Source organism: Stenotrophomonas sp. GD03958 (assembly GCF_029839005.1).
In the GTDB taxonomy this organism is placed as follows: Bacteria; Pseudomonadota; Gammaproteobacteria; order Xanthomonadales; family Xanthomonadaceae; genus Stenotrophomonas; species Stenotrophomonas hibiscicola.
Map to the genome: position 1 here is coordinate 38865 of NZ_JAOBZT010000015.1, position 25927 is coordinate 64791.

The 25927-nt window shown below is 67.7% G+C and carries 20 protein-coding genes; 10 read left to right on the forward strand and 10 right to left on the reverse strand.

Features of this window, described 5'->3' with window-relative positions; all coding sequences use genetic code 11:
• Window positions 1-79 precede the first annotated feature (79 nt).
• A complete protein-coding gene (locus N5C25_RS06900) occupies window positions 80-1075 on the forward strand; it encodes a YhdH/YhfP family quinone oxidoreductase (RefSeq protein WP_279936667.1) in 996 nt (331 codons plus the stop codon).
• An 88-nt stretch (window positions 1076-1163) separates the two neighbouring features.
• Window positions 1164-1535, forward strand: coding sequence for a twitching motility response regulator PilH (gene pilH, locus N5C25_RS06905; RefSeq protein ID WP_005410644.1), 372 nt, complete (start codon window positions 1164-1166; stop codon window positions 1533-1535).
• 88 nt (window positions 1536-1623) lie between these two features.
• Here the strand turns inward: pilH and N5C25_RS06910 are convergent, their stop codons facing one another.
• Window positions 1624-2517 (reverse strand): DnaJ C-terminal domain-containing protein, encoded by an 894-nt coding sequence (locus N5C25_RS06910; RefSeq protein ID WP_058980965.1) that lies wholly within the window; start codon window positions 2515-2517, stop codon window positions 1624-1626.
• Between the two features lie 260 nt (window positions 2518-2777).
• Between N5C25_RS06910 and N5C25_RS06915 the strand changes: the two genes are divergently transcribed.
• Both N5C25_RS06915 and N5C25_RS06920 read left to right on the forward strand, forming a co-directional pair.
• On the forward strand, window positions 2778-3260 hold the full coding sequence (locus N5C25_RS06915; RefSeq protein WP_005410646.1) for a peroxiredoxin: 483 nt from the start codon (window positions 2778-2780) through the stop codon (window positions 3258-3260).
• A 29-nt stretch (window positions 3261-3289) separates the two neighbouring features.
• Window positions 3290-3865 (forward strand): ferritin-like domain-containing protein, encoded by a 576-nt coding sequence (locus N5C25_RS06920; RefSeq protein ID WP_058980963.1) that lies wholly within the window; start codon window positions 3290-3292, stop codon window positions 3863-3865.
• Window positions 3866-4018: 153 nt separating this feature from the next.
• On the opposite strand, the gene pbpC is transcribed toward N5C25_RS06920, so the two are convergent.
• The 7 genes from pbpC to prpB form a co-directional block, all read right to left on the reverse strand.
• On the reverse strand, window positions 4019-6400 hold the full coding sequence (gene pbpC / locus N5C25_RS06925; protein WP_279936668.1) for a penicillin-binding protein 1C: 2382 nt from the start codon (window positions 6398-6400) through the stop codon (window positions 4019-4021).
• A gap of 64 nt (window positions 6401-6464) precedes the next feature.
• Window positions 6465-11372, reverse strand: coding sequence for an alpha-2-macroglobulin (locus N5C25_RS06930; protein WP_262212653.1), 4908 nt, complete (start codon window positions 11370-11372; stop codon window positions 6465-6467).
• Window positions 11373-11535: 163 nt separating this feature from the next.
• A complete protein-coding gene (locus N5C25_RS06935) occupies window positions 11536-12996 on the reverse strand; it encodes a bifunctional 2-methylcitrate dehydratase/aconitate hydratase (protein WP_279936669.1) in 1461 nt (486 codons plus the stop codon).
• Window positions 12997-13067: 71 nt separating this feature from the next.
• Entirely contained in the window at window positions 13068-14246 is a 1179-nt protein-coding gene (prpF, locus tag N5C25_RS06940; RefSeq protein ID WP_262212651.1) for a 2-methylaconitate cis-trans isomerase PrpF, read from the reverse strand.
• A gap of 51 nt (window positions 14247-14297) precedes the next feature.
• Entirely contained in the window at window positions 14298-16916 is a 2619-nt protein-coding gene (gene acnD, locus N5C25_RS06945) for a Fe/S-dependent 2-methylisocitrate dehydratase AcnD (protein ID WP_251103190.1), read from the reverse strand.
• A gap of 97 nt (window positions 16917-17013) precedes the next feature.
• Window positions 17014-18171 (reverse strand): 2-methylcitrate synthase, encoded by a 1158-nt coding sequence (prpC, locus tag N5C25_RS06950; RefSeq protein WP_005418357.1) that lies wholly within the window; start codon window positions 18169-18171, stop codon window positions 17014-17016.
• A 35-nt stretch (window positions 18172-18206) separates the two neighbouring features.
• Entirely contained in the window at window positions 18207-19100 is an 894-nt protein-coding gene (gene prpB / locus N5C25_RS06955; RefSeq protein WP_005418360.1) for a methylisocitrate lyase, read from the reverse strand.
• Between the two features lie 154 nt (window positions 19101-19254).
• On the opposite strand from prpB, the gene prpR reads away from it, so the two are divergent.
• Complete coding sequence (gene prpR, locus N5C25_RS06960; RefSeq protein WP_262212650.1) at window positions 19255-20838, forward strand: propionate catabolism operon regulatory protein PrpR; 1584 nt, start codon at window positions 19255-19257, stop codon at window positions 20836-20838.
• An 84-nt stretch (window positions 20839-20922) separates the two neighbouring features.
• On the opposite strand, the gene pdxH is transcribed toward prpR, so the two are convergent.
• The gene (pdxH, locus tag N5C25_RS06965) at window positions 20923-21522 is read right to left on the reverse strand and encodes a pyridoxamine 5'-phosphate oxidase (RefSeq protein WP_262212649.1); all 600 of its coding nucleotides are present in this window, start codon (window positions 21520-21522) and stop codon (window positions 20923-20925) included.
• 40 nt (window positions 21523-21562) lie between these two features.
• Here pdxH and N5C25_RS06970 point away from each other — a divergent pair, with 40 nt between their 5' ends.
• Complete coding sequence (locus N5C25_RS06970) at window positions 21563-22390, forward strand: kinase (RefSeq protein ID WP_251103194.1); 828 nt, start codon at window positions 21563-21565, stop codon at window positions 22388-22390.
• 6 nt (window positions 22391-22396) lie between these two features.
• Here N5C25_RS06970 and N5C25_RS06975 read toward each other — a convergent pair whose 3' ends face one another.
• On the reverse strand, window positions 22397-22600 hold the full coding sequence (locus N5C25_RS06975; protein ID WP_005410663.1) for a dodecin family protein: 204 nt from the start codon (window positions 22598-22600) through the stop codon (window positions 22397-22399).
• Window positions 22601-22698: 98 nt separating this feature from the next.
• Between N5C25_RS06975 and N5C25_RS06980 the strand changes: the two genes are divergently transcribed.
• The 4 genes from N5C25_RS06980 to hemE all read left to right on the forward strand — a co-directional run bounded on the left by N5C25_RS06980 (window position 22699) and on the right by hemE (window position 25869).
• A complete protein-coding gene (locus N5C25_RS06980; RefSeq protein WP_058981156.1) occupies window positions 22699-23241 on the forward strand; it encodes a shikimate kinase in 543 nt (180 codons plus the stop codon).
• Entirely contained in the window at window positions 23238-24350 is a 1113-nt protein-coding gene (gene aroB / locus N5C25_RS06985; protein ID WP_058981154.1) for a 3-dehydroquinate synthase, read from the forward strand. Before N5C25_RS06980 ends, aroB begins: the two co-directional genes overlap by 4 nt.
• Before the next feature lie 170 nt (window positions 24351-24520).
• Window positions 24521-24760, forward strand: a complete 240-nt coding sequence (locus tag N5C25_RS06990) for a WGR domain-containing protein (protein ID WP_014038141.1) — start codon at window positions 24521-24523, stop codon at window positions 24758-24760.
• Between the two features lie 26 nt (window positions 24761-24786).
• Window positions 24787-25869, forward strand: coding sequence for a uroporphyrinogen decarboxylase (gene hemE / locus N5C25_RS06995; RefSeq protein WP_058981152.1), 1083 nt, complete (start codon window positions 24787-24789; stop codon window positions 25867-25869).
• Window positions 25870-25927 lie beyond the last annotated feature (58 nt).

Genomic DNA, 25927 nt, shown 5'->3' on the forward strand with positions numbered 1-25927 from the left:
ACAAGATGGGGCGGATCGGCAGGATCGAAAGGGGGGCAACGGGGTAAGGTGGCGTTTTCCTCGAAGTCAGGCAACGCCGATGGCCCCCACCACCCCGTTCACCGCCTTCCGCATCGAAAACGACGACGCCGGCTATCGCAGCGGCCTGGTCCGGCTCGGGGTCGACGACCTCAACCCCGGCCAGGTGCTGATCCGCGCCCACTGGTCCTCGGTCAACTACAAGGACGCGCTGGCCGGTACTGGAAAAGGGAAGATCCTGCGCCGCTTCCCGCTGGTGGGCGGCATCGATGTGGCCGGCACCGTGGTCGCCAGCACCGACCCGGACTGGCGTGAAGGCGACGCGGTGCTGGCCACCGGCTGCGGCCTCAGCGAGACCCGCGACGGCGGCTACAGCCAGTACGTGCGGCTGGAATCGCGCGCGGTGATCGCCCAGCCGGCCGGGCTGACCCCACGCGAGGCGATGGTGCTGGGCACCGCCGGCTTCACTGCGGCGCTGGCCCTGCTGCGCATGCAGGACAACCGGCAGACCCCGGAACTCGGCCCGCTGGCGGTCACTGGTGCCAGCGGCGGTGTCGGTGCGCTGGCGCTGTCCATCTTCAGCCGTGCCGGCTACAGCGTGCACGCGGTCAGCGGCAAGCCGGACCAGGCAGGATTCCTGCGCAGCATCGGCGCCACCGAGGTACTGCCGCGCGACGCGCTGGCCGACACCGGCGCGCTGCAGTCGGCCCGCTTCGGGGGCGGCCTCGATAATGCCGGAGGCGACATGCTGGCCAGCCTGCTGGCGCAGACCGTGCCCTACGGCAGCGTGGTCAGTGCCGGCCTGGCAGCCAATCCGGCGCTGGACATGACGGTGATGCCGTTCATCCTGCGCGGTGTCTCGCTGCTGGGCGTGTCCTCGGCCAATGCGCCACGCGGACTGCGTGAGGAAGTGTGGTCGCGGCTGGGTAGTGACTGGAAGCCGCAGCACCTGGACCGCATCTGCACCGCCGAAGTCGGCCTCGATGGCCTTCCTGCCGTATTCGAACGGATGCTGGCGGGCGGTTCGCTGGGTCGCACCGTGGTGCGGATCGACTGAACGTCGCAGGCAGGCGACGGACGGCAGACGCGGCCCTCCCGCCGGTAATGGGCCCGCACTACACTGCGGGCACTACATGGGGAACAACATGGCACGCATTCTGATCGTCGACGACTCACCGTCGCAGCTGTTGGGGATACAGCGCATCGTCGAGAAGCTCGGGCACCAGATCCTGACCGCCACCGATGGCGCCGCCGGGGTCGAAACCGCCAAGGCCGAGCTGCCCGACCTGGTCCTGATGGACGTGGTGATGCCCAACCTCAACGGCTTCCAGGCCACCCGTACCCTCGCCCGCGACGAGGCGACCCGGCATATCCCGGTGATCCTGGTGACCACCAAGGACCAGGACACCGACCGCATGTGGGGCATGCGCCAGGGCGCCAAGGCCTACATCACCAAGCCGTTCTCGGAGGACGAGCTGTCCGAGGTGCTGGAGCGCGTGTTCGCGGGCCAGGGCTGAGACGCGCGCGGTAGTGCCGGCCGCTGGCCGGCAATCACGCATCACCGTCCAGGGCAATGAAGTTGCCGGCCAGCGGCCGGCACCACCTTCAAATGGTCTCGCCGAACGCCTTGGCCAGATTGCGGTACGCCTTCTTCTGCGCCTCATCGGTCGCAGCCGGGGCCAAGATCTCGATCTCGACGATCTGGTCGCCATCCGGGTTGCCCGGCAGGCCACGCCCGCGCAGGCGCAGCTTGCGGCCGGCATCGGAATCGGCCGGAATCTTGAGTTCCACCGCACCACCCAGGGTCGGCACGCTGATGCTGGTGCCCAGCGCGGCCTGCCACGGCGTGAGCGGCAGCGTATAGAGGATGTTGCGACCATCGACCTCGAACTGCGGGTGGGCGGCGTATTCCACCTCCAGCAGCAGATTGCCGCCATGGTTGCCCTGCCCTGCCAAGCGGATCACCTGGCCCGGGCGGATGCCCTTGGGCACGCGCACGTCCAGCTGCTTGCCGTTGACGGTGATGCGCAGGCTGTCGCCGCTGTAGGCCGCTTCCAGTGGCACCGACAGCTTGGCGCGGGTATCGCGGTTGGGCGCATGGCCCTGGCTGCTGAAGCCCGGACCGGCCCCCGCGCCCGCTCCACCGCGCTGGCGCGCGAACAGGCTTTCGAAGAAGTCGCTGAAGCCGCCGTTGGGGCCGCCGCCGCCGAACACTTCCTCGAAATTGAAACCACCGGCGCCGCCGTAGTTCGGCGGCACGTTGAACTCCTCGCCCGGGCGATAGCCCTGCGCGCGCAGCTGGTCGTAGGCCGCGCGCTTTTCCGGATCACGCAGCGCCTCGTAGGCCTCGTTGACCGCCTTGAACTTGTCTTCGGCCCCAGCCTCCTTGCTGACGTCCGGGTGGTACTTGCGTGCCAGCCGGCGGTAGGCGGTCTTGATCTCCGCCTCGCCCGCGCTCGGTTCCACCCCCAGGGTGGCGTAGTAATCCTTGAATTCCATCCAGCTACCTCGATTCGCTTCGGCCGCGCCGGTGGCGCCGCCCCGGGTTCATTCTACGCGCCTGCGAGGCTACGCCGCCCCTCGTGCGGCCCCGGTGAGGCCGACTGATCCTGCGCAATGCGGTTGCCATCCCCATGCGTCACGCTGTGGCTGGAAGGCCTCGCCGCAAAACGTGAAGATGGGGCCTGCACACCGGGTTTCCAATGTCTTGACGCCCCTGTCCCATCCGGCCCACTAGCCTGCCCCAGCAAGGAGTTCCCATGACCATCCATGTCGGCGACCGCATCCCGGAAGTGACCCTCAAGCGCATCCGTGAGGGCATCGAAACACTCGACACGCATTCGCTGTTCGATGCGCGCAAGGTGGTGCTGTTCGCCGTGCCCGGCGCGTTCACCCCGACGTGCTCGGCGCGTCACCTTCCCGGCTACGTCGAAAAGTTCGAGGCCTTCCGCCAGCGCGGCATCGACGTCTACTGCATGGCCGTCAACGACCCATTCGTGATGAAGGCCTGGGCCGCCGACCAGAGCGTGCCCGACGGCCTTCTGATGCTGTCCGACGGCAATGCCGAGCTGACCCGCGCCTTGGGTCTGGAGCTTGATGCGAGCGCGTCGGGCATGGGAATCCGCTCGCGTCGTTTTGCCCTGTACGTCGACGACGGCGTAGTTCGAGAGGCCTGGGTTGAACAGCCCGGCCAGTTCGAAGTGTCTTCGGCCGAGTACGTGCTGGAGCATCTCCCCACCTGATTCCCCACCGCAGAAGGAAACGGCCAGCCATGTCCACGCAGCCAGCCAAAGCCAGCAAGCCCGCCGCGGAAATTGCCGGCATCAGCGACCGCAAGACCCTGCGCGAACGCGCCCGGCGCAACATCGAAGATGGTGCGATCACCGACAGCTACAATGCCGACCGCGAGGCAGTGATCAAGCTGCTCAACGACGCACTGGCCACCGAGTACGTCTGCGTTCTGCGCTACTACCGGCACTACTTCATGGCCAAGGGCATGCTGGCCGACGCGGTGAAAGCCGAGTTCCTCGAGCATGCACAGCAGGAGCAGGCGCATGCCGGCAAGCTGGCCGAGCGCATCGTCCAGCTGGGCGGCGAGCCGGATCTCAACCCGGATACGCTGACCGCGCGTTCGCACGCCGAATACAAGGAAGGCAGCGACCTGCGCGACATGGTGCGCGAGAACCTGGTGGCCGAGCGCATCGCCATCGACAGCTATCGCGAGATGATCAACTTCATCGGTGACCGCGATACCACCACCAAGCGCATCCTTGAAGAGATCCTGGCGCAGGAAGAAGAGCACGCCGACGAGTTCGCCGACCTGCTGGATGGGTGGATCGGGGAGTAGTCGCTACGCCACGCGATCGCTGCCATCTACGACGTTGTAGAGCCGAGCCCATGCTCGGCTGACCGCGGCACGCACGTCGCAGGAGCAGCCGAGCATGGGCTCGGCTCTACAGCAGCGTGACAACATGCGGGAAGTGCCATCCTAGGTCGGCATCTAGCGCAGGACGTTGAACCGCACCTGCGTCCAGGCGCCGTCGGCTGCCAACGCGGTCAGGGTGTGCGTGCCGGGTTCGGCGAACTCTCGCTGCATCAGCTGCGCGCCGTGGGTCTGCGCAATCCAGCGTCCATCCAGCAGCCACTCCACCGCCTGCTCGCTGCCCAGCGCGCGCAGCTGCAGGCGTACGCCATGTTCCGAATTCGGCGCGCGCGCCAGCGTGGCGCCATCGTTGAGCCCATCGATGTGTAGCGCAACGCTGGCCTCGCGGCCATCATCACGGCAGTCCGGCGACAGCGCCGGCAGCTGCGAGGCTTCGCGCGTGGCCTTGGACAGCCATGGCGACAGCAACGCTGGCCAGCGCGCGATCTCGCGCGCTACTTCTTCGTGCGGCAAGCGGCAATCGGCTGACACGCGCAGACCGGTACGCGCATCGGCAAGGTAGCGCTGCCGACCCGGTTGCCAGCGCCGTGCTTCGCGCTCGGGGAAGGTCGGCGGTGCGGCGCCATCAAGCAGGTAAGCCGGCATCCTGCGCTGGCAGAGTGCCGTGGGCAGCCCCTCGGCACGTTCGCCGGTGGGCCAGCAGACATCTTCCTGGCTGACACTGGCCGGCATCGGCGCGGCCGCCGAATCACCGCGCTGGCGCGGCAGGCTGTCCACCACCTCAAACATCAGCGGCAGCGCGGTCACCGCGCCGTACTGGCCCGGTAGCGGTGTGCCGTCCGGCCGGCCCACCCACACGCCCACGGTGTAGTGGCGGGTACTGCCGATCGCCCACGCATCGCGGTACCCGTAGCTGGTGCCGGTCTTCCACGCCACGCGCGGGCGGCCACCGACATCGAACGTCCCGACGCTGTACCCCGGCCGCGGATTCGATTCCAGCATCTCGCGCACGATCCAGCTGGCACCCGGCGAGGCCAGGCGCCGCTCGATCATCGGCTCGTCATCGGTGTAGCGCACGCGCCCGGCGATGCCATTGCGGTTGAGTGCAGCGAATGCGCCGACCAGGTCTTCCAGCCGCGCGCCGGTGCCGCCCAGGATCAGCGACAGATTGGGCGTACTGCCTGGCGGGAAACGCAGCTGGATGCCCGCGTGCGACAGACGTGCAGCGAAGCGCGCGGCGCCGACCCGCTGCAGCAGGTCCACCGAGGGCACGTTCAGTGACAACCGCAAAGCGCTTGACGCGCCGATCGGCCCGTTGAAGGCCATGTCGAAGTTGCCGGGGCGGTAGCTGCCGAAACTCTGCGGCGCATCGACCAGCAGGCTTTCCGAATGGATCAGGCCATCATCCAGCGCCATCGCATAAAGGAACGGCTTGAGCGTGGAGCCCGGCGAGCGCCAAGCCTGCACCATGTCCACGTGGCCGAGCCGCTGGCGGTCGCCGAAGGACAGGGTGCCGACATAGGCACGCGCCTGCAGGGTCTGGTTGTCGACCACCAGCAGCGCGGCCGAGGTGCGCTCGGGCAGCGTCGAGAAATAGCTGGCCACGCGTTCCTCCAGCGTGCGCTGCAGGCCGATGTCGATGCTGCTCTGGATGCGTGCCCGGCCCGGATGCGCCGAATGCAGGCGCTGCGCCAGCAACGCGGCGTGCAGCGGCGGCCGCAGCGAGCGCGCCACCACGTTCTCGATGCGCGCATCGTCCACCTCTTCGGCTGTCCACACGCCCAGCTCGGCCATGCGTGATAACACCTTGTCGCGTGCCTTCTGTGCCGCTTCCGGGTGGCGGTCCGGGCGCAGCCGGCTCGGCGCCTGCGGCAGCACCGCCAGCAACGCGGCCTCGGCATGTGACAGCTGCGCCGCCGGCTTGCCCAGATAGGCCCAGCTGGCCGCTTCCACGCCTTCGATGGTGCCGCCGTAGGGCGCGCGCTCCAGATACAGGGCCAGGATCTGCTGCTTGCTCAGGTGCACTTCCAGCTGCACCGCGCGCAGCATCTGCTTGAGTTTGCCCCAAGGCGTGCGCGAGTGCGGGTCGAGAATGCGCGCCACCTGCATGGTCAGGGTCGAACCGCCGGACACGATGCGGCCGCCGCGCAGCAGCTGGCCGCTGGCACGCAGCATCGCCACCGGGTTGATCCCCGGATGGCGCCAGAACCAGCGGTCTTCGTAGGTCAGCAACGCCTGCAGGTACAGCGGCGAGACGCTGTCGATCGAGGCAGGATAACGCCACACGCCCTCGGCATCGGCGAACGCACGCAGTGGCGTGCCGTCGGCGGCCACCACCAGAGTGCTGGTTTCGCGCTGCTTCGGCAGCGGGGGCGGGAAGGCGAAATCCAGCACCAGCAGCAGTGCCAGCGTGGCGGCCATGCCCCAGCGCAGCCACGGCCACAGAGGCTGCAGCCGGCGGCGCAGGGCTGCCAGCCGGGTCGTCATCCTGTTCTTCATTGCAGCGTGCCGCATTGGAGCTTGCCAGCTGGACGGGCCGCGCCGTCGCGGCCCATCCGTGGGATCAAGGCTGCACCACCGTGATCGTGGTCGGGTTGCTGCGGCCAACGCCACGCAGCTGCGGCCGGTACATGTCCTCCACCAGCGGTGGCGGCACCGAGTAGGTACCCGGGGTCACCGCGCGCACCAGGTAGAACACGTTGGCCTTGCTGCCACGCGAGAGCTTCAGCGCAGCCACGTAGCGGTCGTCGCGGAACTCCTCGTGCTTGGTATCGGCCGCTTCACCGCGGTCGCTGATGGTGATGCCATCGACCACCACATCGGCCCACTGCTTGGCGTCGCCCAGGTTGAAGTTCTCGATCTCCAGGCCCGCCGGCAGCAGGTCGGTCAGCAGCGCATCGGGCATCGTGGTGTCGGCGGTGACGGTGACGCGCACGATCAGTGCTTCGCCTTCCTTCAGCGGTCGCGGCGACCACGGTTTGCCATCGGTACCGAAGTAGCTCCGTTCAATACCCAGCACGCTGTTGTCCGGCGCCGGTGCGCTGCGCGGGATGCCGGCCACGTCGATGCTGGCGAACATCGGCGGCTGCCCCTGCGGAGTGAAGCGCACACCGCTGGCCAGCTCACTGGCGCTGAAGTTGCGGCCGAACAGCTTGCGCTCGCCGATGGCTTCGCTGTTGCCACCGATCACCAGTTCACCGGCCACCAGCGCCTTCTGGTTGGCGGCGAGCGCCTTGCCGAGACGTGCAATCGCCACCTGTTCCTGCGTGCTCAGCCACATCCAGCCGGCATTGCGGCGCGCATCCAGGCCGCGGCCGAGGTCAACCGCACGTGCATCCCAGGCCGGCTTGGCCAGCTTGTTTTCGTGGGTCAGCGCGATCATCAGCGCGTCATCACGGATCGCACTGCCGTAGTCGCCGAAGTACGAGAGGCGCTCGCTGCTGGACTTGGCAAAGGCCGCCGCCAGCGCGGCCTGGCCACGCTTGGCATCGCCCTGCAGTGACAGCGCCACGCCCAGGTGGACCAGCGACAGGCCGCCCACCGCCTTGCTGCGCTCGTTGTCGTACAGCGTGCGCAGGGTACCGAGCGGTGCACGGTTGACCCGGGCCAGCACGTAGCCCGAATAGGCCTGGTTGGCGAACTTCAGCTTCTCGCGGTCGTCCTGCCCGTAGAACTGGTTGCCGCCGGACAGCAGATCCTCGCTAAGCCGGTTGAGCGCCTTCTGCAGCACGTTGTCGGGCACCGCGAAACCGGCATCCTTGGCGTCGAGCAGGAACTCGGTGATGTACGGGGTCAGCCACGGGTTCACGTAGCCGTCGTCACCCCACATCGAGAAGTTGCCGTTGGCCACCTGCATCGACGCCAGGCGACCGAACGCACCTTCCATGCGCTCGCGACGGGTCTTGGCATCCAGGCCGTCGGCACCGAGCATCGACGACGTCGCCTGGTCCAGGATCAGTGCGGCGTAGCCCTTGCTGGTGGTCTGCTCGGCGCAGCCGTAGGGGTAGTTCAACGCGCCCTGCAGGGCACTGGCGAACGGGATTGGCGGCAGCGGGCTGACCAGCAGGCGCGCGTTCACCGACTCGGCCATCAGGCCGTCGGTCAGGCTGTTGTCGAGGCTGACCGCGGCCAGTGGATCCAGCGTGCGTACCTGCGAGCGCAGCACCTGCGGCCACGCCGCACGCACCGGCAGGTCGTAACGGCGATCGGCCTTGAAGCCGTTGCCGTCCACCCGCACCCGCACCTTGGCCACGCTGTGGCCCTCGCGTGCCGAAAGCGGGAAGCTCAACGTGGTCTTGGCGTCGGCATTCAACTGCACGCTGCGGCTGCCCTCGCCCAGGTTCAGCGGGCCCTCGCTTTCCACCTTCACGTTGAACTGGCCCGGCTTGCCGGTGAAGTTCTGCACGTCCAGGGTCACGGTGCTGCGGTCGCCCGGGGCCAGCACGCGCGGCATGCTGGCTTCGGCCAGGATCGGTGCGCGTACTATGGTTTCCACGTCGCGCTTGCCGTACTGGTCATCGCTGTAGACCAGCGCCGACACGCGCAGGGTACCGTTGAAGTCCGGCACCTTCAGGCGGATGCGGGCATTGCCCTTGGCATCGAGCTGCACCGGGCCGGAGAACAGGTCCACGGTCTGCACGCGCGCAGTCGGGCGCTTGGCCTGCGGCAATGCCTGCAGTGCCATGTCGCCACCGAACTTCAGCTTGCCGCTGCCACCATCGAAGCTCTCGATCACCCGGCTGTAGATGTCATAGGCATCGATGCCGAGGCGACGCTGGGCGAAGAAGTGCGCGCCGGCGTCGGGCACCGGGAAACGGGTGATGTTGAGGATGCCCACGTCCACCGCCGAGACGGTGACGTGCGCCATCTTGCCGGCCAACTGTGGTGCGCTGACCGTCACCGGCAGGTCCTGCTCCGGGCGCATCTGCTTGGGCGCGGCCAGGCCGACGGCCACGGTGCGGCCCTTGCGGTCCATCGGCACATGCACCACGCCCACGGCACGGGCCGGAGTGATCTTGCTCGGCGCACTGCCGCCACGGAACACCAGCGCGGTGATGTAGACGTCGTGGCGTTCCCAGTCAGCGGTGACCGGAATCTTGAAGGTCGAACCCGGCTTGGCCTCGATGTCCTGCACGTACAGCATGCGGTCGGTCTCGACCATCAGGATGCCCTTGCCGGCATGCGGCGGGGTCACCGTCACTTCCAGGGTGTCGCCGGCCTTGTAGCCGGTCTTGTCCAGGCCCAGCTTGACCTTGTCCGGGCGCGCGTCCAGGCCGCGGTTGTCATCGCCCCAGCTCCAGCCGGCGCGGAACGGGTAGCGGCTGGTCAGGCCGGTGGACGGATCGAACACGTCCACGCGGTACTCGCCCCACTCCACCCGGAAATCGAAGGCGACCGCGCTGCCGCCGGCATCGACGGTGCGCGTTTCCTTGTTCTCGAAACGGCGGGTGAAATCGTAGTCCCAACGGTTGTCGTTGAAGGTCCAGTGGTAGTCGCGCAGTTCCCGCACCAGGGTGATCTTCAGGCCCTTGGCCGGCTGCGGCGCGCCGGTGGCATCCACGCGCATCAGCTCGAAGCGCGCGTTGCCGTTGGAGTCGGCACCGTCCTCGGGGTTGAACAGCGGGCGAACGCCGACCAGCGCGTTGGCCGGCCACATCACCCGCTTCAGGGTACGGGTGACCGTGCGGCCACCGGTTTCATACAGGCTGCCGGACAGCACCACGGCAATCGGTGCCTTGGCCTTGGCCGCCTCTTCCGGCAATGCCACGTCCTCGCGCAGCTGGCCGTTGGCCGGCAGCGTGGTGTCGATCACGTCCTTGGCTTCGCGCGGCAGCTGCAGGGTCGGGTCACCGAAGAAGTAGCCCGGCAGGCCTTCCACCGGCTGCTGCTCGGCGGCCACCGCCATGCGCGCGGTGAAGCGGTTGCCATCGGCCGGTGCCCCGTACAGATAGGCACCATTGGCCTGCAGGCGCAGGTCCTCACCCGGCTTCAGCGTCTTCTGCGCGCTGTCCAGGTCCAGTTTCATGCGCTCGGGCAGGAACTCCTCGATGCGCAGGGTCATGCCCTGGATCGCTTCCTTGCTGGCCGGGTCGGTGCGGAACTCGACCTGCCAGCGCCCGGTCGGCGCCTCGGCGGGGATCACCTGCTCGAAATTGATGTAGCCCTGTTCACCCGGCTGCAGGCGGGTCTCGCGGAACGTCTTGCCGTCGGGCTGCTTCAGGCGCAGGAACACCGGTTGCGCCTTGACCGGCTTGCCATCGTTGTCACGCAGCAGCGCGGACAGGCGCACGGTCTCGCCCGGGCGGTACAGGTCGCGGCCGGACCAGGCATAGACATCGAACCATGCGTTGTCGCGGCCGGCCACGGCGAATTCGCTCAGGTCCAGCGCTGGCTGGTTGAACGGCAGGAAGCTGGTGTCCTTGCCGCTGCTGGCGACCAGCACGTGGGTGGCATCCAGGGTGTAGTTCAGCAGCGCATTGCCGTTGCCGTCGGTGCTGCCCTTCAGCACCACCTCGCCCTTGGCGTCGAGCACGCGCAGGTCGATGCCCTTCAGCGGCGCGCCGTCCTTGAGACCGGCGGTATGCACGAACAGCTTGTCCTTGTAGGCCCGGGTGTGCAGGCCGATGTCACTGACCGAGAAGAACGCGGTATCGAATTCGCCCTCATAGTCGCCGGTGCGCTTGAGCAGTGCGAAGTACAGGCCCGGCTCCTGCAGTTCCTTGATGTCCTGGGTCGGCAGGTAGGTCAGCACCCGCTCGTTCTGCTTGCCGCCAAGGATGAAGCGGTTGACGTAGACCGGCTCGGCCAGCTTGTTGATCGGGCTGCGCTCGTAGTCGCTGCTGAGCTCCCAGCTGCCACGGCGGCCACCGCGCTGGTACTGGCTGAAGAAGGTCGGCAGGTCCTTCTCGCGCACGCGCAGGAACTCGACGTCCACTTCCGGCACGTTCACCGAGACCACCGGCAGGCCACGGCTGTCCTTGGCCGGCAGCACGCTGCCCTGCGAGGCGAACCCAACCACCGGCTTCAGCTCGCCACTGAACACCTTCTGCTTCAGTTCCTTGCCCAGCCGGCTGCCATCGGCGGCCAGCAGGTCCGGCGAGACCACCAGGCTGAATTCCTTGCCGGCCTCGACGAACGGGTAGCGCAGGGTCAGGCCGTCATCGGACAGCGTCCAGCTGCTGTCGTCGGTGCCGACCTTCTCCTCGAAGCGCACCAGCGTGTCGAAATCCTGGGTGCCGACCAGCGGGCGCGAGAACTCCAGCGCCAGCGACAGGCCGTCATTCTTCTGGTCCGGGTAGGCACGCAGCAGGGTGAATTCCTTCACCTGCTCGGCCTTGGTGGTGATGGCTTCACCGCTGGCCTTGGGCAGCTGCCCGCTGTCATTGCGGCAGCCGGCCAGGCCCAGCAACAGGCCTCCTGCCAGTACCGCCGCCGCCCATCCCCACCGCTTCCGCCGTGCCGGACCGCTCATGTCGTCACTCCTTGATCGAGGTGGCCATTATAGGCAGGCCGCGTCAAGGTGTTGACGCGATTTCGGCAATTGCCGCGGGTGCGGGTGGTGCCGGCCGCTGGCCGGCAACCGGCATGGCAGGTTGGATGGGATTGCCGGCCAGCGGCCGGCACTACCGATCGCCCTAGCCCGGCAGATACAGGTCCACGTAGTCGGTCACCGGCATTGCCGCCAGGGCCACCGGGTCCAGCGATGCGGCCAGGATGCGCTGCTGCTGGCTGGTCGGGAAGCGGCGGGCCAAGTGCCGGCGGAACTTGTCCATCAGCAACGGAATGCCTTCCTCGCGACGGCGCGCGTGGCCCAGCGGGTACTCCACCAGCACCTCCGGCAGCGCGGTGCCATCGGTGAAGCGCACGCTCAGGCCATTGGCGATGCTGCGCTTCTCAGGGTCCAGGTAATCGGCGCTGAGCTGCGGGTCTTCATGGCAGGTCATCTTCGCGCGCAGCGCATCGATGCGCGGATCCGCCGCCACATCGTCCTCGTAGTCCTCGGCCGTCAACCGCCCGTGCAGCAGCGCGATCGCGACCATGTACTGCACGCAGTGGTCACGGTCAGCGGGATTGTGCAACGGGCCCTGCTTGTCGATGATGCGGATGCAGGCTTCTTGGGTCCGGATCGCGATGTGCGCGATGTCCTCGACCCGCCGCCCCATCGCACGCAAGTGCTGGTGCAGCATGACCGCGGCCTCCACTGCGGTCTGGCCGTGGAACTCGGCCGGGTAGCTGATCTTGAACAGCACGTTCTCCATCACATAGCTGCCCAGCGGTCGCCCCAGCGTCAGTGCCTGACCGCGCATGGACACGGCCTCGAAGCCCCAGGTTGGCGCGCTCAGCACGCTGGGATAGCCCATCTCACCACTGGCCGCCATCAAGGCCAGGCGCACGCCACGGCTGGTCGCATCGCCGGCCGCCCAGCTCTTGCGCGAGCCGGTGTTGGGAGCGTGCCGGTAGGTGCGCAGCGCTTGGCCATCGACCCAGGCCAGTGACAGCGCATTGAGCATGCGCTCGCGGTCCAGCCCGAGCAGTTGGGCGACCACGGCCGTGGTGGCCACCTTGACCAGCACCACGTGGTCGAGCCCCACCCGGTTGAAGGAGTTCTGCAGCGCCAGCACGCCCTGGATCTCGTGCGCCTTGATCATCGCCAGCAGCACGTCGTGCACCGTGGGCGCCAGGCGGCGCAGGGCCTGCGCGTTGCGCCCCAGCCAATCGCAGACGGCGAGGATGCCGCCCAGGTTGTCCGAGGGATGGCCCCATTCCGCGGCCAGCCAGGTGTCGTTGAAATCCAGCCAGCGCACCATTGCGCCGAGGTTGAAAGCCGCCTGCACGGGGTCCAGCACGTAATGCGTACCCGGCACGCGCGCACCGTTGACCACGCTGATGCCCGGCACCAGGGGACCGAGCAGCTTGCTGCAGGCCGGGAAGGACAGTGCTTCCAGGCCGCAGCCGAGCGTGTCGAGCAGGCAGTGGTGTGCGGTCTGGAAGGCCAATGGCGAGTCGATCCGCGCGTCCCGCACGTAGTCGACGATGTCCACAAGCAGCGCATCCCACGCTGCACGCTCGTTGGATCGGGTGTGGCTGCCGGACATCGTGGGCCTCCTCGTGGGAGTGCACGGTTGCCCGTGCACCATGCCAACCCCGGTTGGCGGTTACCCGAGCATCACTCGGCCGGCACCCGCACCTTGCCTTCCATCAGCACGCGGGCGCTGCGGCTCATGATGGCCTTGGTCACTGTCCACTGGCCGTCAACGAGACCGGCTTGCGCACCCACGCGCAACGTACCGGAGGGATGGCCGAAGGTCACCGATTCGCGTTCGCCACCACCGGCCGCGCGATTGACCAGCGTGCCCGGGATCGCCGCTGCGGTACCGATTGCAACCGCGGCAGTGCCCATCATCGCGTGGTGCAGCTTGCCCATCGACAGCGCCCGCGCGTGCAGGTCGATGGCCGAGGCCGGAATGGCCTTGCCGCTGGAGGATACGTAATCCTGCGCTGGAGCCACGAACGCCACCTTCGGCGTGTGCTGGCGGGTGGCGGCGTCTTCCAGTTTCGGGATCAGGCCCATGCGCAGCGCGCCGTAAGCACGAATGGCCTCGAATTTCTGCAGCGCCGCCTTGTCTTCGTTGATTGCAGGCTGCAGCTCGGTGCCGGTGTAGCCCAGGTCGGCCGCATTGAGGAAGATGGTCGGAATGCCGGCGGTGATCATGGTCACCTCGAAACTGCCAACGCCCGGCACGTCCAGGGTATCGACCAGGTTGCCGGTCGGGAACATCGCGCCCGCATCGCCGTCATCGGATGGATCGATGAATTCCAGCTGGATCTCGGCGGCCGGGAAGGTCACGCCATCCAGCTCGAAATCGCCGGTCTCCTGCACTTCGCCATCGCGCATCGGCACGTGGGCGATGATGGTCTTGCCGATGTTGGCCTGCCAGATGCGCACGGTGCACAGGCCATCGCGCGGCACGCGGGACGGATCGATCAGGCCGTTGGCGATCGCGAACGGACCCACTGCAGTACTGAGGTTGCCGCAGTTGCCGCTCCAGTCGACGAAGGCGGTGTCGATCGAGACCTGCCCGTACAGGTAGTCCACATCGTGGTCCGGCACCGAGGCGGTGGAGATGATCACGCACTTGCTGGTGCTGGAGGTGGCGCCCCCCATGCCGTCAGTCTGCTTGCCATACGGATCGGGCGAGCCGATCACGCGCATCAGCAGCGCATCGCGTGCGGCGCCCGGCACCTGCGCGGCTTCGGGCAGGTCCTGCAGGCGGAAGAACACGCCCTTGCTGGTGCCGCCGCGCATGTAGGTGGCGGGAATACGGAGTTGCGGGAGGAAGGTCATGGATGTGTTCCTTGCAAAGAAAGACGGCCCGTTGCCGGGCCGTCGGATGTCTTACGCCACCTTGGCGCCTTCCAGGAAGTCCTGGGCGAAGCGCTGCAGCACGCCACCGGCTTCGTAGATCGCCACTTCCTCGTCGCTGTCCAGGCGGCAGGTCACTGGCACGATCACGTCCTGGCCGTCGCGGCGGTGGATGACCAGGGTCAGGTCGGCGCGCGGGGTGCGCTCGCCGATCACGTCGAAGGTCTCGGTGCCGTCGATGCCCAGGGTCAGGCGGGTGGTGCCCGGCTTGAACTCCAGCGGCAGCACACCCATGCCGATCAGGTTGGTGCGGTGGATGCGTTCAAAGCCTTCGGCCACGATCGCTTCCACACCTGCCAGGCGCACGCCCTTGGCGGCCCAGTCACGCGAGCTGCCCTGGCCGTAGTCGGCACCGGCGATGATGATCAGCGGCTGCTTGCGCTCCATGTAGGTCTCGATCGCTTCCCACATGCGCATCACCTTGCCTTCCGGCTCCACGCGCGCCAGCGAACCCTGCTTCACGCTGCCATCGTCGTTGCGCACCATTTCGTTGAACAGCTTCGGGTTGGCGAAGGTGGCGCGCTGTGCGGTCAGGTGGTCACCGCGGTGGGTAGCGTAGGAATTGAAGTCCTCTTCCGGCAGGCCCATCTTCGCCAGGTATTCGCCGGCGGCACTCGACGCCAGGATCGCGTTGGACGGCGACAGGTGATCGGTGGTGATGTTATCCGGCAGCACCGCCAGCGCGCGCATGCCTGCCAGCGTGCGCTCGCCGGCCAGTGCGCCCTCCCAGTACGGAGGACGACGGATGTAGGTGCTCTGCGGGCGCCAGTCGTACAGCGGGCTGACTGCGGCACCGTTCTCCACGCGCACGTTGAACATCGGGTTGTAGACCTTGCGGAACTGCTCGGGCTTCACCGAGGCCTTCACCACCGCGTCGATCTCGGCATCGCTCGGCCAGATATCCTTCAGGCGCACCTCGTTGCCATCGGCGTCCACGCCCAGCACGTCCTTCTCGATATCAAAGCGCACGGTGCCGGCGATGGCATAGGCGATCACCAGCGGCGGCGAGGCCAGGAAGGCCTGCTTGGCGTACGGGTGGATGCGGCCATCGAAGTTGCGGTTACCCGACAGCACAGCCGTTGCGTACAGGTCACGGTCGATGATTTCCTGCTGGATCTTCGGGTCCAGCGCACCACTCATGCCATTGCAGGTAGTGCACGCGAAGGCGACGATGCCGAAGCCGAGCTGTTCCAGGTCCGGCAGCAGACCGGATTCTTCCAGGTACAGCTGCACGGCCTTGGAACCCGGCGCCAGCGAGGACTTCACCCACGGCTTGCGCAGCAGGCCACGTTCGTTGGCCTTGCGCGCCAACAGTGCTGCGGCGATCACGTTGCGCGGGTTGGAGGTGTTGGTGCAGCTGGTGATGGCGGCGATGATCACCGCGCCATCGGGCATCAGGCCCTGCGCCTGCTCGGCCTTGCCCGCTGCCAGCTTGGCCTCGTCGGCGATGCCGCGCTCGGCCAGCTCGGCGGTCGCCACGCGCTTGTGCGGGTTGGACGGGCCGGCCATGTTGCGCACTACGCTGGACAGGTCGAAGCGCAGCACGCGCTCGTACTGCGCGGTGGCCAGGTCGTCAGCCCACAGGCCAGTGGTGCGGGCGTAGTTCTCCACCAGCGCCACCTGCGATTCCTCGCGGCCGGTCAGGCGCAGGTAATCGATGGTCTGCCCGTCGATGTAGAACATCGCGGCGGTCGCGCCGTATTCGGGGCACATGTTGGAGATGGTGGCGCGGTCACCGATGGTCAGTGCCGCCGCCCCCTCGCCGAAGAATTCAAGGTACGCGCCGACCACGCGCTCCCTGCGCAGGAATTCGGTCAGCGCCAGCACCACGTCGGTGGCGGTGATGCCCGGCTGCGGCCTGCCGGTCAGCTCGACGCCGATGATGTCCGGCAGCCGCATCCACGAGGCACGACCGAGCATCACGTTCTCCGCTTCCAGACCGCCCACACCAATGGCGATCACACCCAGCGCATCCACGTGCGGGGTGTGGCTGTCGGTGCCCACGCAGGTATCCGGGAAGGCCACGCCGTCCTGCACGTAGACCACCGGCGACATCTTCTCCAGGTTGATCTGGTGCATGATGCCGTTGCCCGGCGGAATCACGTCCACGTTCTGGAACGCCTGCTTGGTCCAGTCGATGAAGTGGAAACGGTCTTCGTTGCGGCGATCCTCGATGGCGCGGTTCTTCTCGAAGGCCTGCGGATCGTAGCCACCGCATTCCACCGCCAGCGAGTGATCGACGATCAACTGCACCGGCACCACCGGATTGACCTTGGCCGGGTCACCGCCCTTGTCAGCAATCGCATCACGCAGGCCGGCCAGGTCCACCAGAGCAGTCTGGCCGAGGATGTCGTGGCAGACCACGCGTGCGGGGAACCATGGGAAATCGAGGTCGCGGCGGCGCTCGATCAGCTGCTTCAGCGAATCGCCGAGCGTGGCCGGATCGCAGCGGCGCACCAGGTTCTCGGCCAGCACGCGCGAGGTGTACGGCAGAGTGGCGTAGGCGCCGGGCTGGATCGCATCGACGGCGGCACGCGCGTCGAAATAGTCCAGCGCGCTGCCGGGGAGGTTCTTGCGGTAATCGGTATTCATGGGCTGGCGGAATGCTTGGGGCGGGCCGGGTGCCGGCGGTGCGGCGGCGAGAGCATCCGGCCGGCACGCGGCCGGCCGGATGAATACAGCAGGTGGATCAGACGCGCTTGTCGATGGCGACGAAGTCGCGGTCTTCCGGACCGATGTAGTTGGCGCTCGGGCGGATGATCTTGCCGTCGATGCGCTGCTCGATGATGTGCGCGCTCCAGCCGGCGGTGCGGGCGATCACGAACAGCGGAGTGAACATCGCGGTCGGCACGCCCATCATGTGGTAGCTGACGGCGCTGAACCAGTCCAGGTTCGGGAACATCTTCTTGATGTCCCACATCACCGATTCCAGGCGCTCGGCGATGTCGTACATCTTCATGCTCGACTGCTCTTCAGACAGCTCGCGGGCCACGTCCTTGATCACCTTGTTGCGCGGGTCGGACACGGTATAGACCGGGTGGCCGAAGCCGATCACCACTTCCTTGCGCTCGACACGGGCCTTGATGTCTTCCTCGGCTTCATCCGGGTTGTCGTAGCGCTTCTGCACTTCGAACGCCACTTCGTTGGCACCGCCATGCTTGGGACCGCGCAGCGCGCCGATGCCACCGCAAATCGCGCTGTACATGTCGCTGCCGGTGCCGGCGATGACCCGGCAGGTGAACGTCGAGGCGTTGAACTCGTGCTCGGCGTACAGGATCAGCGAGGTGTGCATCGCCTTCACCCACGAGTCCTGCGGCTTCTCGCCGTGCAGCAGGTGCAGGAAGTGGCCACCAATCGAGTCATCGTCGGTTTCCACGTCGATGGCACGGCCGTTGTGGCTCCAGTGGTACCAGTACAGCAGCATCGAGCCGAGGCAGGCCATCAGCTTGTCGGCAATGTCGCGCGCGCCCGGGTGGTTGTGGTCGTCCTTCTCCGGCGCCACGCAGCCGAGCACGGAGACACCAGTGCGCATCACGTCCATCGGGTGTGCCGACGGCGGCAGTTCTTCCAGCGCGGCCTTCACCGCCGCCGGGATGCCACGCAGCGACTTCAGCTTGGCCTTGTACGAAACCAGCTCGGCGCGGGTCGGCAGCTTGCCGTGCACCAGCAGGTAGGCGATCTCCTCGAATTCGCTGGTGTTGGCCAGGTCCAGGATGTCATAGCCACGGTAGTGCAGGTCGTTGCCGCTGCGGCCCACGCTGCACAGCGCGGTGTTGCCGGCAGCGGTGCCGGACAGGGCGACGGACTTCTTCGGCTTGAAGGTGGGGGTTGCGGTCGTATCGTTCATGTTTCCCTCCGAAACTTGATGGTGCAGGGTACTGCTTATTTCTTGGCGGCGAACAGCGCATCGAGCTGCTGCTCGAAGGCGTGATAGCCGATGCGGTCGTACAGCTCTTCGCGGGTCTGCATGGTCTCCACCACGTTGCGCTGATGGCCATCGCGGCGCACCGCCTGGTACACGTTCTCGGCCGCCTTGTTGGCCGCGCGGAACGCCGACAGCGGGAACAGCTGGATGGCGACGCCGGCCGAGGCCAGTTCATCGCGACTGAACAGCGGGGTGGCACCGAATTCGGTGATGTTGGCCAGCACCGGCACCTTCACCGCGTCCACGAAGCGGCGGTAGGTGTCCAGATCGTAGGCGGCCTCGGCGAAGATGCCGTCGGCACCGGCCTCGACGCAGGCGATGGCGCGCTCGATCGCCTTGTCCACGCCGTCCACCTGGATGGCATCGGTACGCGCGATCAGGAAGAAGTCCGGGTCGGTCTTGGCATCGGCAGCGGCCTTCACGCGGTCGACCATTTCACCCTGCGAGACGATTTCCTTGCCCGGGCGGTGACCGCAGCGCTTGGCGCCGACCTGGTCTTCGATGTGGCAGGCGGCCGCGCCGGCCTTGATCAGCGACTTCACGGTGCGCGCGATGTTGAACGCGCTCGGGCCGAAGCCGGTGTCGATGTCGACCATCAACGGCAGGTCGCAGACATCGGTGATGCGGCGCACGTCCACCAGCACGTCTTCCAGGGTGTTGATGCCCAGGTCCGGCAGGCCCAGCGAGCCCGCGGCAACACCGCCGCCAGACAGGTAAATGGCGCGGAAGCCGGCGCGCTTGGCCAGCAGGGCGTGGTTGGCGTTGATCGCGCCGATCACCTGCAACGGCGATTCGGCAGCCAGCGCCTCACGGAAGCGGGCACCGGCGGAGAAAGGGGCGGAAGCGGTCATGCGGCGATCCAGGTTGAAGTACGGGACAGAGGGCGCAAGCCCCGTGCCAAGCTGCAAGTCTTTGATTTCACAGACATGACCACCCCGCAACAGTGAAACATATGAAACATTGAAACGGATGTATCATGAAACATTCCGACCAATTGTTGCCGTCATGTACCTGCCCCGCACCCCGCTGCGCCACGCCGATGCCGACCCCGGCCGTCCGGTGATCTGGACCGTCAGCGTTTCGCGCCTGACCGGCCTGCTCGGCGACGTCATCCCCGAGTTCGACCGCCGTGCGCGCATCGAGCAGATCAACCTCGGCTTCGAGGAAGCCGTGGACGTGATCGGCAAACGCCTGCGCCGTGAGCATTGCGACGTAGTGATCGCCGGCGGCTCCAATGCCGCCTGGCTACGCGGCCGGCTGGAGCTGCCACTGGTGCCGATCCAGGCCAACGGCTTCGACCTGATGGAAGCGCTGGCCCGTGCCCGCCGCATAGCCAGCCGCATCGGCCTGGTCACCCACGCCAGCGACGTGCCGGTGTTCAGCAACTTCCAGCAGAGTTTCGGCCTGGATATCGAGCATCGCCGCTTCGTCACCCGCGAGGACGCGCGCGACTGCATCGCCGACCTGCGCGCCAACGGCATCGAGGTGATCGTCGGCACCGGCATGGCCATCGACCATGCCGAGCAGGCCGGCCTGCCCGGCGTGCTGCTGTACTCCGCCGATTCGGTACGGCAGGCGTTCGAACACGCCCTCGAACTGACCCAGACCCTGGCACGTTCCGGCAGCAACCGCGCTGCACCGCGCCGGCGCCCGGCAGTGCGCAGCGACGCGCACGAACTGCTCGGCGACAGCGACTTGATGGCGCAGGTACGCGCTCAAATCGCGCTCTACGCACCGCATGACAGCACCGTGCTGGTCACCGGCGAAACCGGCACCGGCAAGGAACTGGTGGCGCGCCAACTGCACGCCGCCAGCGGCCGTCGCGGGCGCTTCGTGGCGCTGAACTGCGGCGCCATCAGCGAATCGCTACTGGAAGCGGAGCTGTTCGGCTACAGCGATGGCGCCTTCACCGGCGCACGTCGTGGCGGCCGCGTTGGCCTGGTCGAGGCCGCTGACGGCGGCACCCTGTTCCTGGATGAAATCGGCGAACTTCCGCTGCCACTGCAGACCCGCCTGCTGCGGGTGCTGGAAGAACGCGAGGTACTGCGTGTCGGCGCCACCGAACCGACCCCGGTCGACCTTCGCGTGGTGGCCGCGACCCTGCAGTCGCTGGAGCAGCGTGCGGCGACCGGTAGTTTCCGTCGCGACCTCTACTACCGCCTGGCCGCGCTGCGGATTGCCCTGCCCTCGCTGCGGGCGAGGCGTTCGGACATCCCGCTGCTGGCACAGCACTTCTTCCGCCAGCTGCGTGGCATCGACGCGCCATTGGATGAGGATGCACTGACGGTGCTGAGCGCAGCCCAGTGGCCCGGAAACGTGCGCGAACTGCGCAATCTGGTGGATCGACTACGCATCCACTGGCAACCCGGTGAAGGGCTGATCGATGCCGCGCGACTGCTGCAGCTTGCGCCCGAGCTGGCAAGCGAAGGCGCGACGGCACTGCCGCTGGAAAGCAACGGCAAACGCCCGCCGCGTGCGCAGCTGGAAGCATTGCTGCAGGAACATCGCAATGACCGCGAGGGCATGGCACAGGCGCTGGGCGTATCACGCACCACGCTATGGCGCTGGCTGCGCGCGGCAGGTTTGTAGAGCCGAGCCCATGCTCGGCTGCTTCTGCAGGGACAACAGCCGAGCATGGGCTCGGCTCTACAGCAGCCCCGGCACCGCCCTGACTTACGGATACAGCAGGCGCTTGCTCCAGCGCCCTTCGGCGCCGGCTTCATAGCACCAGCGTTCGTGCAGGCGGAACTGCGCGCCGTACCAGAACTCGATGCGGTCAGGCACCACGCGCAGGCCGCTCCAGCCGTCGGGGCGCGGCACGTCCTTGCCTTCGAAGCGCGCATCGACCTCGGCCACACGCGCGTCGAACTCCTCGCGCGTTGCCAGCGTCTTCGACTGCTGCGAGGCCCACGCGCCGATCTGGCTCATGCGCGGGCGGCTGGCGAAATAGGCGTCGGCCTCAGCATCGGCGACCTGCTCGACACGGCCCTCGATGCGTACCTGGATGCCGGCCTCGCGCAGGCTGCGCCACAGGAACAACAGCGCGGCCTGCGGATTGGCGTGCAGCTCACGGCCCTTGTGGCTGTCCAGGTGGGTATAGAAGACGAAGCCGCGCTCGTCGAAGGCCTTCAGCAGCACGGTGCGCGCCGAGGGACGGCCCTGCGTATCGGCGGTGGCCACCGTCATCGCGTTCGGCTCGACCTCGCGGCTCTGCCTGGCCTCTTCGAACAGGGCGGCAAACGTGGACAGGGCTTCTGCGTACAGGTCGCTCATGATTGCGTTCTTCTCACACGGATTGGGCTATTGTGGCTGCATGGCCGCTGCTGCGTATATGCCCCAGGTGAAAGGATTCCCCGAAACATTGGCCGAACAGGTGCTGGACGATGCACTGGGCAGCGGCGCAGCGGTTCCAGTATTGGCGATCAGCGGCCTGCAGGGGAGCGGCAAATCGACGCTGGCCGCGCAGGTGGTGGCGCGCGCCCAGTCGCGCGGCCTGAACGCCGCCACGCTGTCCATCGATGATGTCTACCTGACCCGCGCACAGCGGCAGCGGCTGGCCCGCCAGGTGCATCCGCTGCTGATCACGCGCGGCCCGCCGGGCACCCACGACCTGACGCTGGCCCACGCGGTGCTCGACGCCGTAACCGCACGCCAGCCTTTGGCGATGCCCCGCTTCGACAAGCTGGCCGACGAACGCGTGCACGAAGCGCAATGGCCGCGTATCGAGCAGCCCCTCGATCTGCTGGTGTTCGAAGGCTGGTTCCTGGGCACGCCGGCGCAGGATGACGCCGCGCTGGACAGCCCGTTGAACGCACTGGAGCGCGAAGCCGACGCCGATGGTCGCTGGCGGCGCTGGTGCAACCAGGCGCTCGCCCGCGACTACCCGGCGCTGTGGCAGCGCTGCGACCGCCTGTGGTTCCTGCAGCCGCCGGATTTCTCGGTGGTACCGCGCTGGCGCTGGCAGCAGGAGCAGAATCTGCAGGCCGCGCAGCCGGGCCGGCACGGCATGAGCCGGCCACAGCTGGAGCGCTTCGTGCAGTACTACGAGCGGGTCAGCCGCCAGGCGCTGCATGCCCTGCCCGCCCTGGCCGACCACGTGGTGGTGCTGGACGGCCAGCGACAGGTGCAGGACGTGCGCTGAGCGCGCCTATTCCACCAGGAAGGTCACCCGCAGGTTGACCCGCCATTCGGTGATTTCGCCGCTGCCATTGGTGACCACCTTGGTCTCGTTCACCCAGGCGCCCTGGATGCCCTTGACCGTCTCGGAGACCTTCTTCAGACCGCTGCGCACGGCGTCCTCCACGCTCTTCGGCGAGGAGGCGGTGATTTCGATGACCTTGGCGACCGTCATGGCCTGTACTCCGGTTGGCGCGGGAAACCCCGCAGGAACGCCTACCCTGACGTGAAGGACGTAAAGGCCAGGGCACGGAGGTGTTAGCATCAGAGGGCATGAATCCTGCTCCGAACCTGATCCTGATCGGCCCGATGGGCGCCGGCAAAACCTGCATCGGCCGCCGCCTGGCCGAGCGTTTCACGCTGGACTTCGTCGATGTCGACCAGGCCATCGTCGACGCCGCCGGCGCCAGCATCCCGACCATTTTCGAGCACGCCGGCGAAGCCGGCTTCCGCAGCCATGAGCGGCAGGCCTTGGCCCGCGTGCTGGAAGGCCGAGGCCAACTGGTCTCCACCGGCGGCGGAGCGGTGCTGGATCCGGGCAACCGCGCATTGATTGCCCGGCGCGGCTTCGTGGTCTACCTGCGGGTCGGCGTGGCCGCGCAGCTGGAACGCCTGGCCCGCGACAAGGGCCGGCCGCTGCTGCAGCGCCCGGACCGCGAGCAGGTGCTGCATGATCTGGCCGCACAGCGCGACCCGCTGTACCGAGAACTGGCCGACCTCACGCTCGATACCGACCCGTATACCGCTGCCGACGCGACTGCCCAACTGGTAGTCAAGCTGGCCACGCAATGGCAGCGCCAGGACATGACCACATGATTTCCCCCGCCTTGCTGCAGGTCGCCGTTGGCGGCGATCGCCCCTACTCCATCACTATCGGCGCCGGTGCCCTGGCCGATGGCGCTGCACTGGTTTCACACGTGCGCGGCCGCCATGTGCTGCTGCTCAGCGACAGCGAAGTGGCTCCGCGCTATCTGGCGTCGGCCAAGCAGACGCTGTTGGCCGCACGCCCCGACCTGATCGTCGGCGAGCACGTGCTGGCCGCCGGCGAAGCCTCCAAGACGCTGGCCGAATTCGGCCGTGCCATCGAAGCGCTGGCTGCGCTCGGCGCCACCCGCGATGCCTGCGTGTTCGCGCTGGGCGGCGGCGTGGTCGGTGATCTCGCCGGCTTCGCCGCGGCCTGCTGGATGCGGGGCGTGGACTGCGTGCAGCTGCCCACCACCCTGCTGGCGATGGTCGATTCGTCTGTCGGTGGCAAGACCGCGGTCGACATTCCCGCCGGCAAGAACCTGGTCGGCGCCTTCCATCCACCGCGCGCGGTCATCGCCGATACCCGCGTGCTGGCCAGCCTGCCAGCGCGCGAGCTGCGTGCCGGCCTGGCCGAAGTGGTGAAGTACGGCGCGCTGGGCGATGCCGTGTTCTTCGAATGGCTGCAGCAGCATGCCGATGCGCTGCTGGCCGGCGAGGATGCCACGCTGGCCGAAGCCATCGCGCGCAGCTGCCGGCACAAGGCCGCCATCGTCGAGCGCGATCCATTCGAGAAGGGCGAGCGTGCCCTGCTCAACCTCGGCCACACCTTCGGCCATGCCATCGAAACCGAGCAGGGCTACTCCGCGCCCGGCCGCGATGCGCTGAACCATGGCGAGGCGGTGGCGGTGGGCATGGTGCTGGCGGCGAAGCTGTCCACCGACCTGGGCCTGGCCGACGATGCCGACCGCGCGCGCCTGCAGGCGCTGCTGGAACGCCTGGGCCTGCCGGTGGCAATCCCGGCCGGGCTCGACCCGCAGGCCCTGCTCGGCCGCATGCGCCTGGACAAGAAGAACGTGGCCGGCCGCCTGCGCCTGGTGCTGTGGCGCGGCATGGGGCGTGCCGAAGTGGTGCCGGACGTGGATGAGGCGGCGGTGCTGAAGGTGCTGTCGGGCCGGTAGAGCCGAGATGCGCGAGGGGATTGCCGGCCAGCGGCCGGCACTACCGGGATGCGCGGGAGGATTGCCAGCCAGCGGCCGGCACGACCGGGCTGCGCGGCAGGATTGCCGGCCAGCGACCGGCACGGCCGCGTTGCGGCCGGGGTCACTCTGGCCCCGCTACAATCGTCGGCATGCACGTCTACCTGCAACATCCCGACGCCGGCGCGCAGGCACCGCGCTTCCTGCGCCTGAGCCTGCTGCCGGACCTGTTCGGCGGCTGGGAGCTGCTGCGCGAGAGCGGTCGCGTCGGCAGCCGCTCGCAGTTGCGGCGCGAGCTGTTCCTGCAGGCTGACGAAGCCCGCCACGCCTTTGAGAAGGCCCGCGATGCCGAACTGCATCGCGGTTTCCAGATCCTCTCGCACGGCGACTGACGCCGCTGCCAACTTTCGTCCAAGGAATGCCCATCGTGACCAGCCCTCTCCGCAACGATCGCCTGCTGCGCGCCCTGCGCCGCGAACCGGTGGACTGCACCCCTGTCTGGCTGATGCGCCAGGCCGGCCGCTATCTGCCGGAGTACCGCGCGACCCGGGCCAAGGCCGGCAGCTTCCTGGCCATGGCCAAGACCCCGGAGATTGCCTGCGAAGTCACCCTGCAGCCGCTGCGCCGCTTCCCGCTGGATGCGGCCATTCTGTTCTCGGACATCCTCACCATTCCCGATGCGATGGGCCTGGAGCTGTACTTCGTCGAAGGCGAAGGCCCGAAGTTCCGCCACCCGGTGCGTGACGAAGCCGCCATCGCCCGGCTGGCGGTGCCGGACATGGAACAGGACCTGGGCTACGTGATGGATGCGGTGCGCCTGATCCGCCGCGAACTGGACGGCCAGGTGCCGCTGATCGGCTTCTCCGGCAGCCCGTGGACACTGGCCTGCTACATGGTGGAAGGCGGTGGCAGCAAGGACTTTGCGCGCATCAAGGCCATGGCACTGAACCACCCGCAGGCCCTGCACCGCCTGCTGGAGGTCACCACCGACGCCGTGATCGCCTACCTCGGCGCGCAGCGCGCCGCCGGTGCGCAGGCGCTGCAGGTGTTCGACACCTGGGGCGGCGTGCTGTCGCCGGCAATGTACCGCGAGTTCTCGCTGCGCTACCTGCAGCGCATCGCCGAAGGCCTGGACCGTGGCCAAGGCAGCGAACGCACGCCACTGATCCTGTTCGGCAAGGGCACCGGCCTGCACCTGGAAGCACTGTCGCAGACTGGCGCCGACGCGCTGGGCCTGGACTGGACGCTGGACCTGGATGAGGCCATGCGCCGCACCGGCGGCCGCGTCGCCCTGCAGGGCAACCTCGACCCGACCACGCTGTACGCCTCGCCGGATGCGATCGCCGCCGCTGCCGCGCGCGTGCTCGACACCTATGCCGCCGGCAACGGCGGCTCGCGCGAGGGCCATGTGTTCAACCTCGGCCATGGCATGTCGCCAGACATGGACCCGGCGCATGTACAGGTGCTGGTCGACGCAGTGCACGCGCACAGCCAACGCTGAGCATTCCGCATGCAGGTACGGCGCGACCTTGATCGCGCCGTGACCCGCAGTGCGCGAT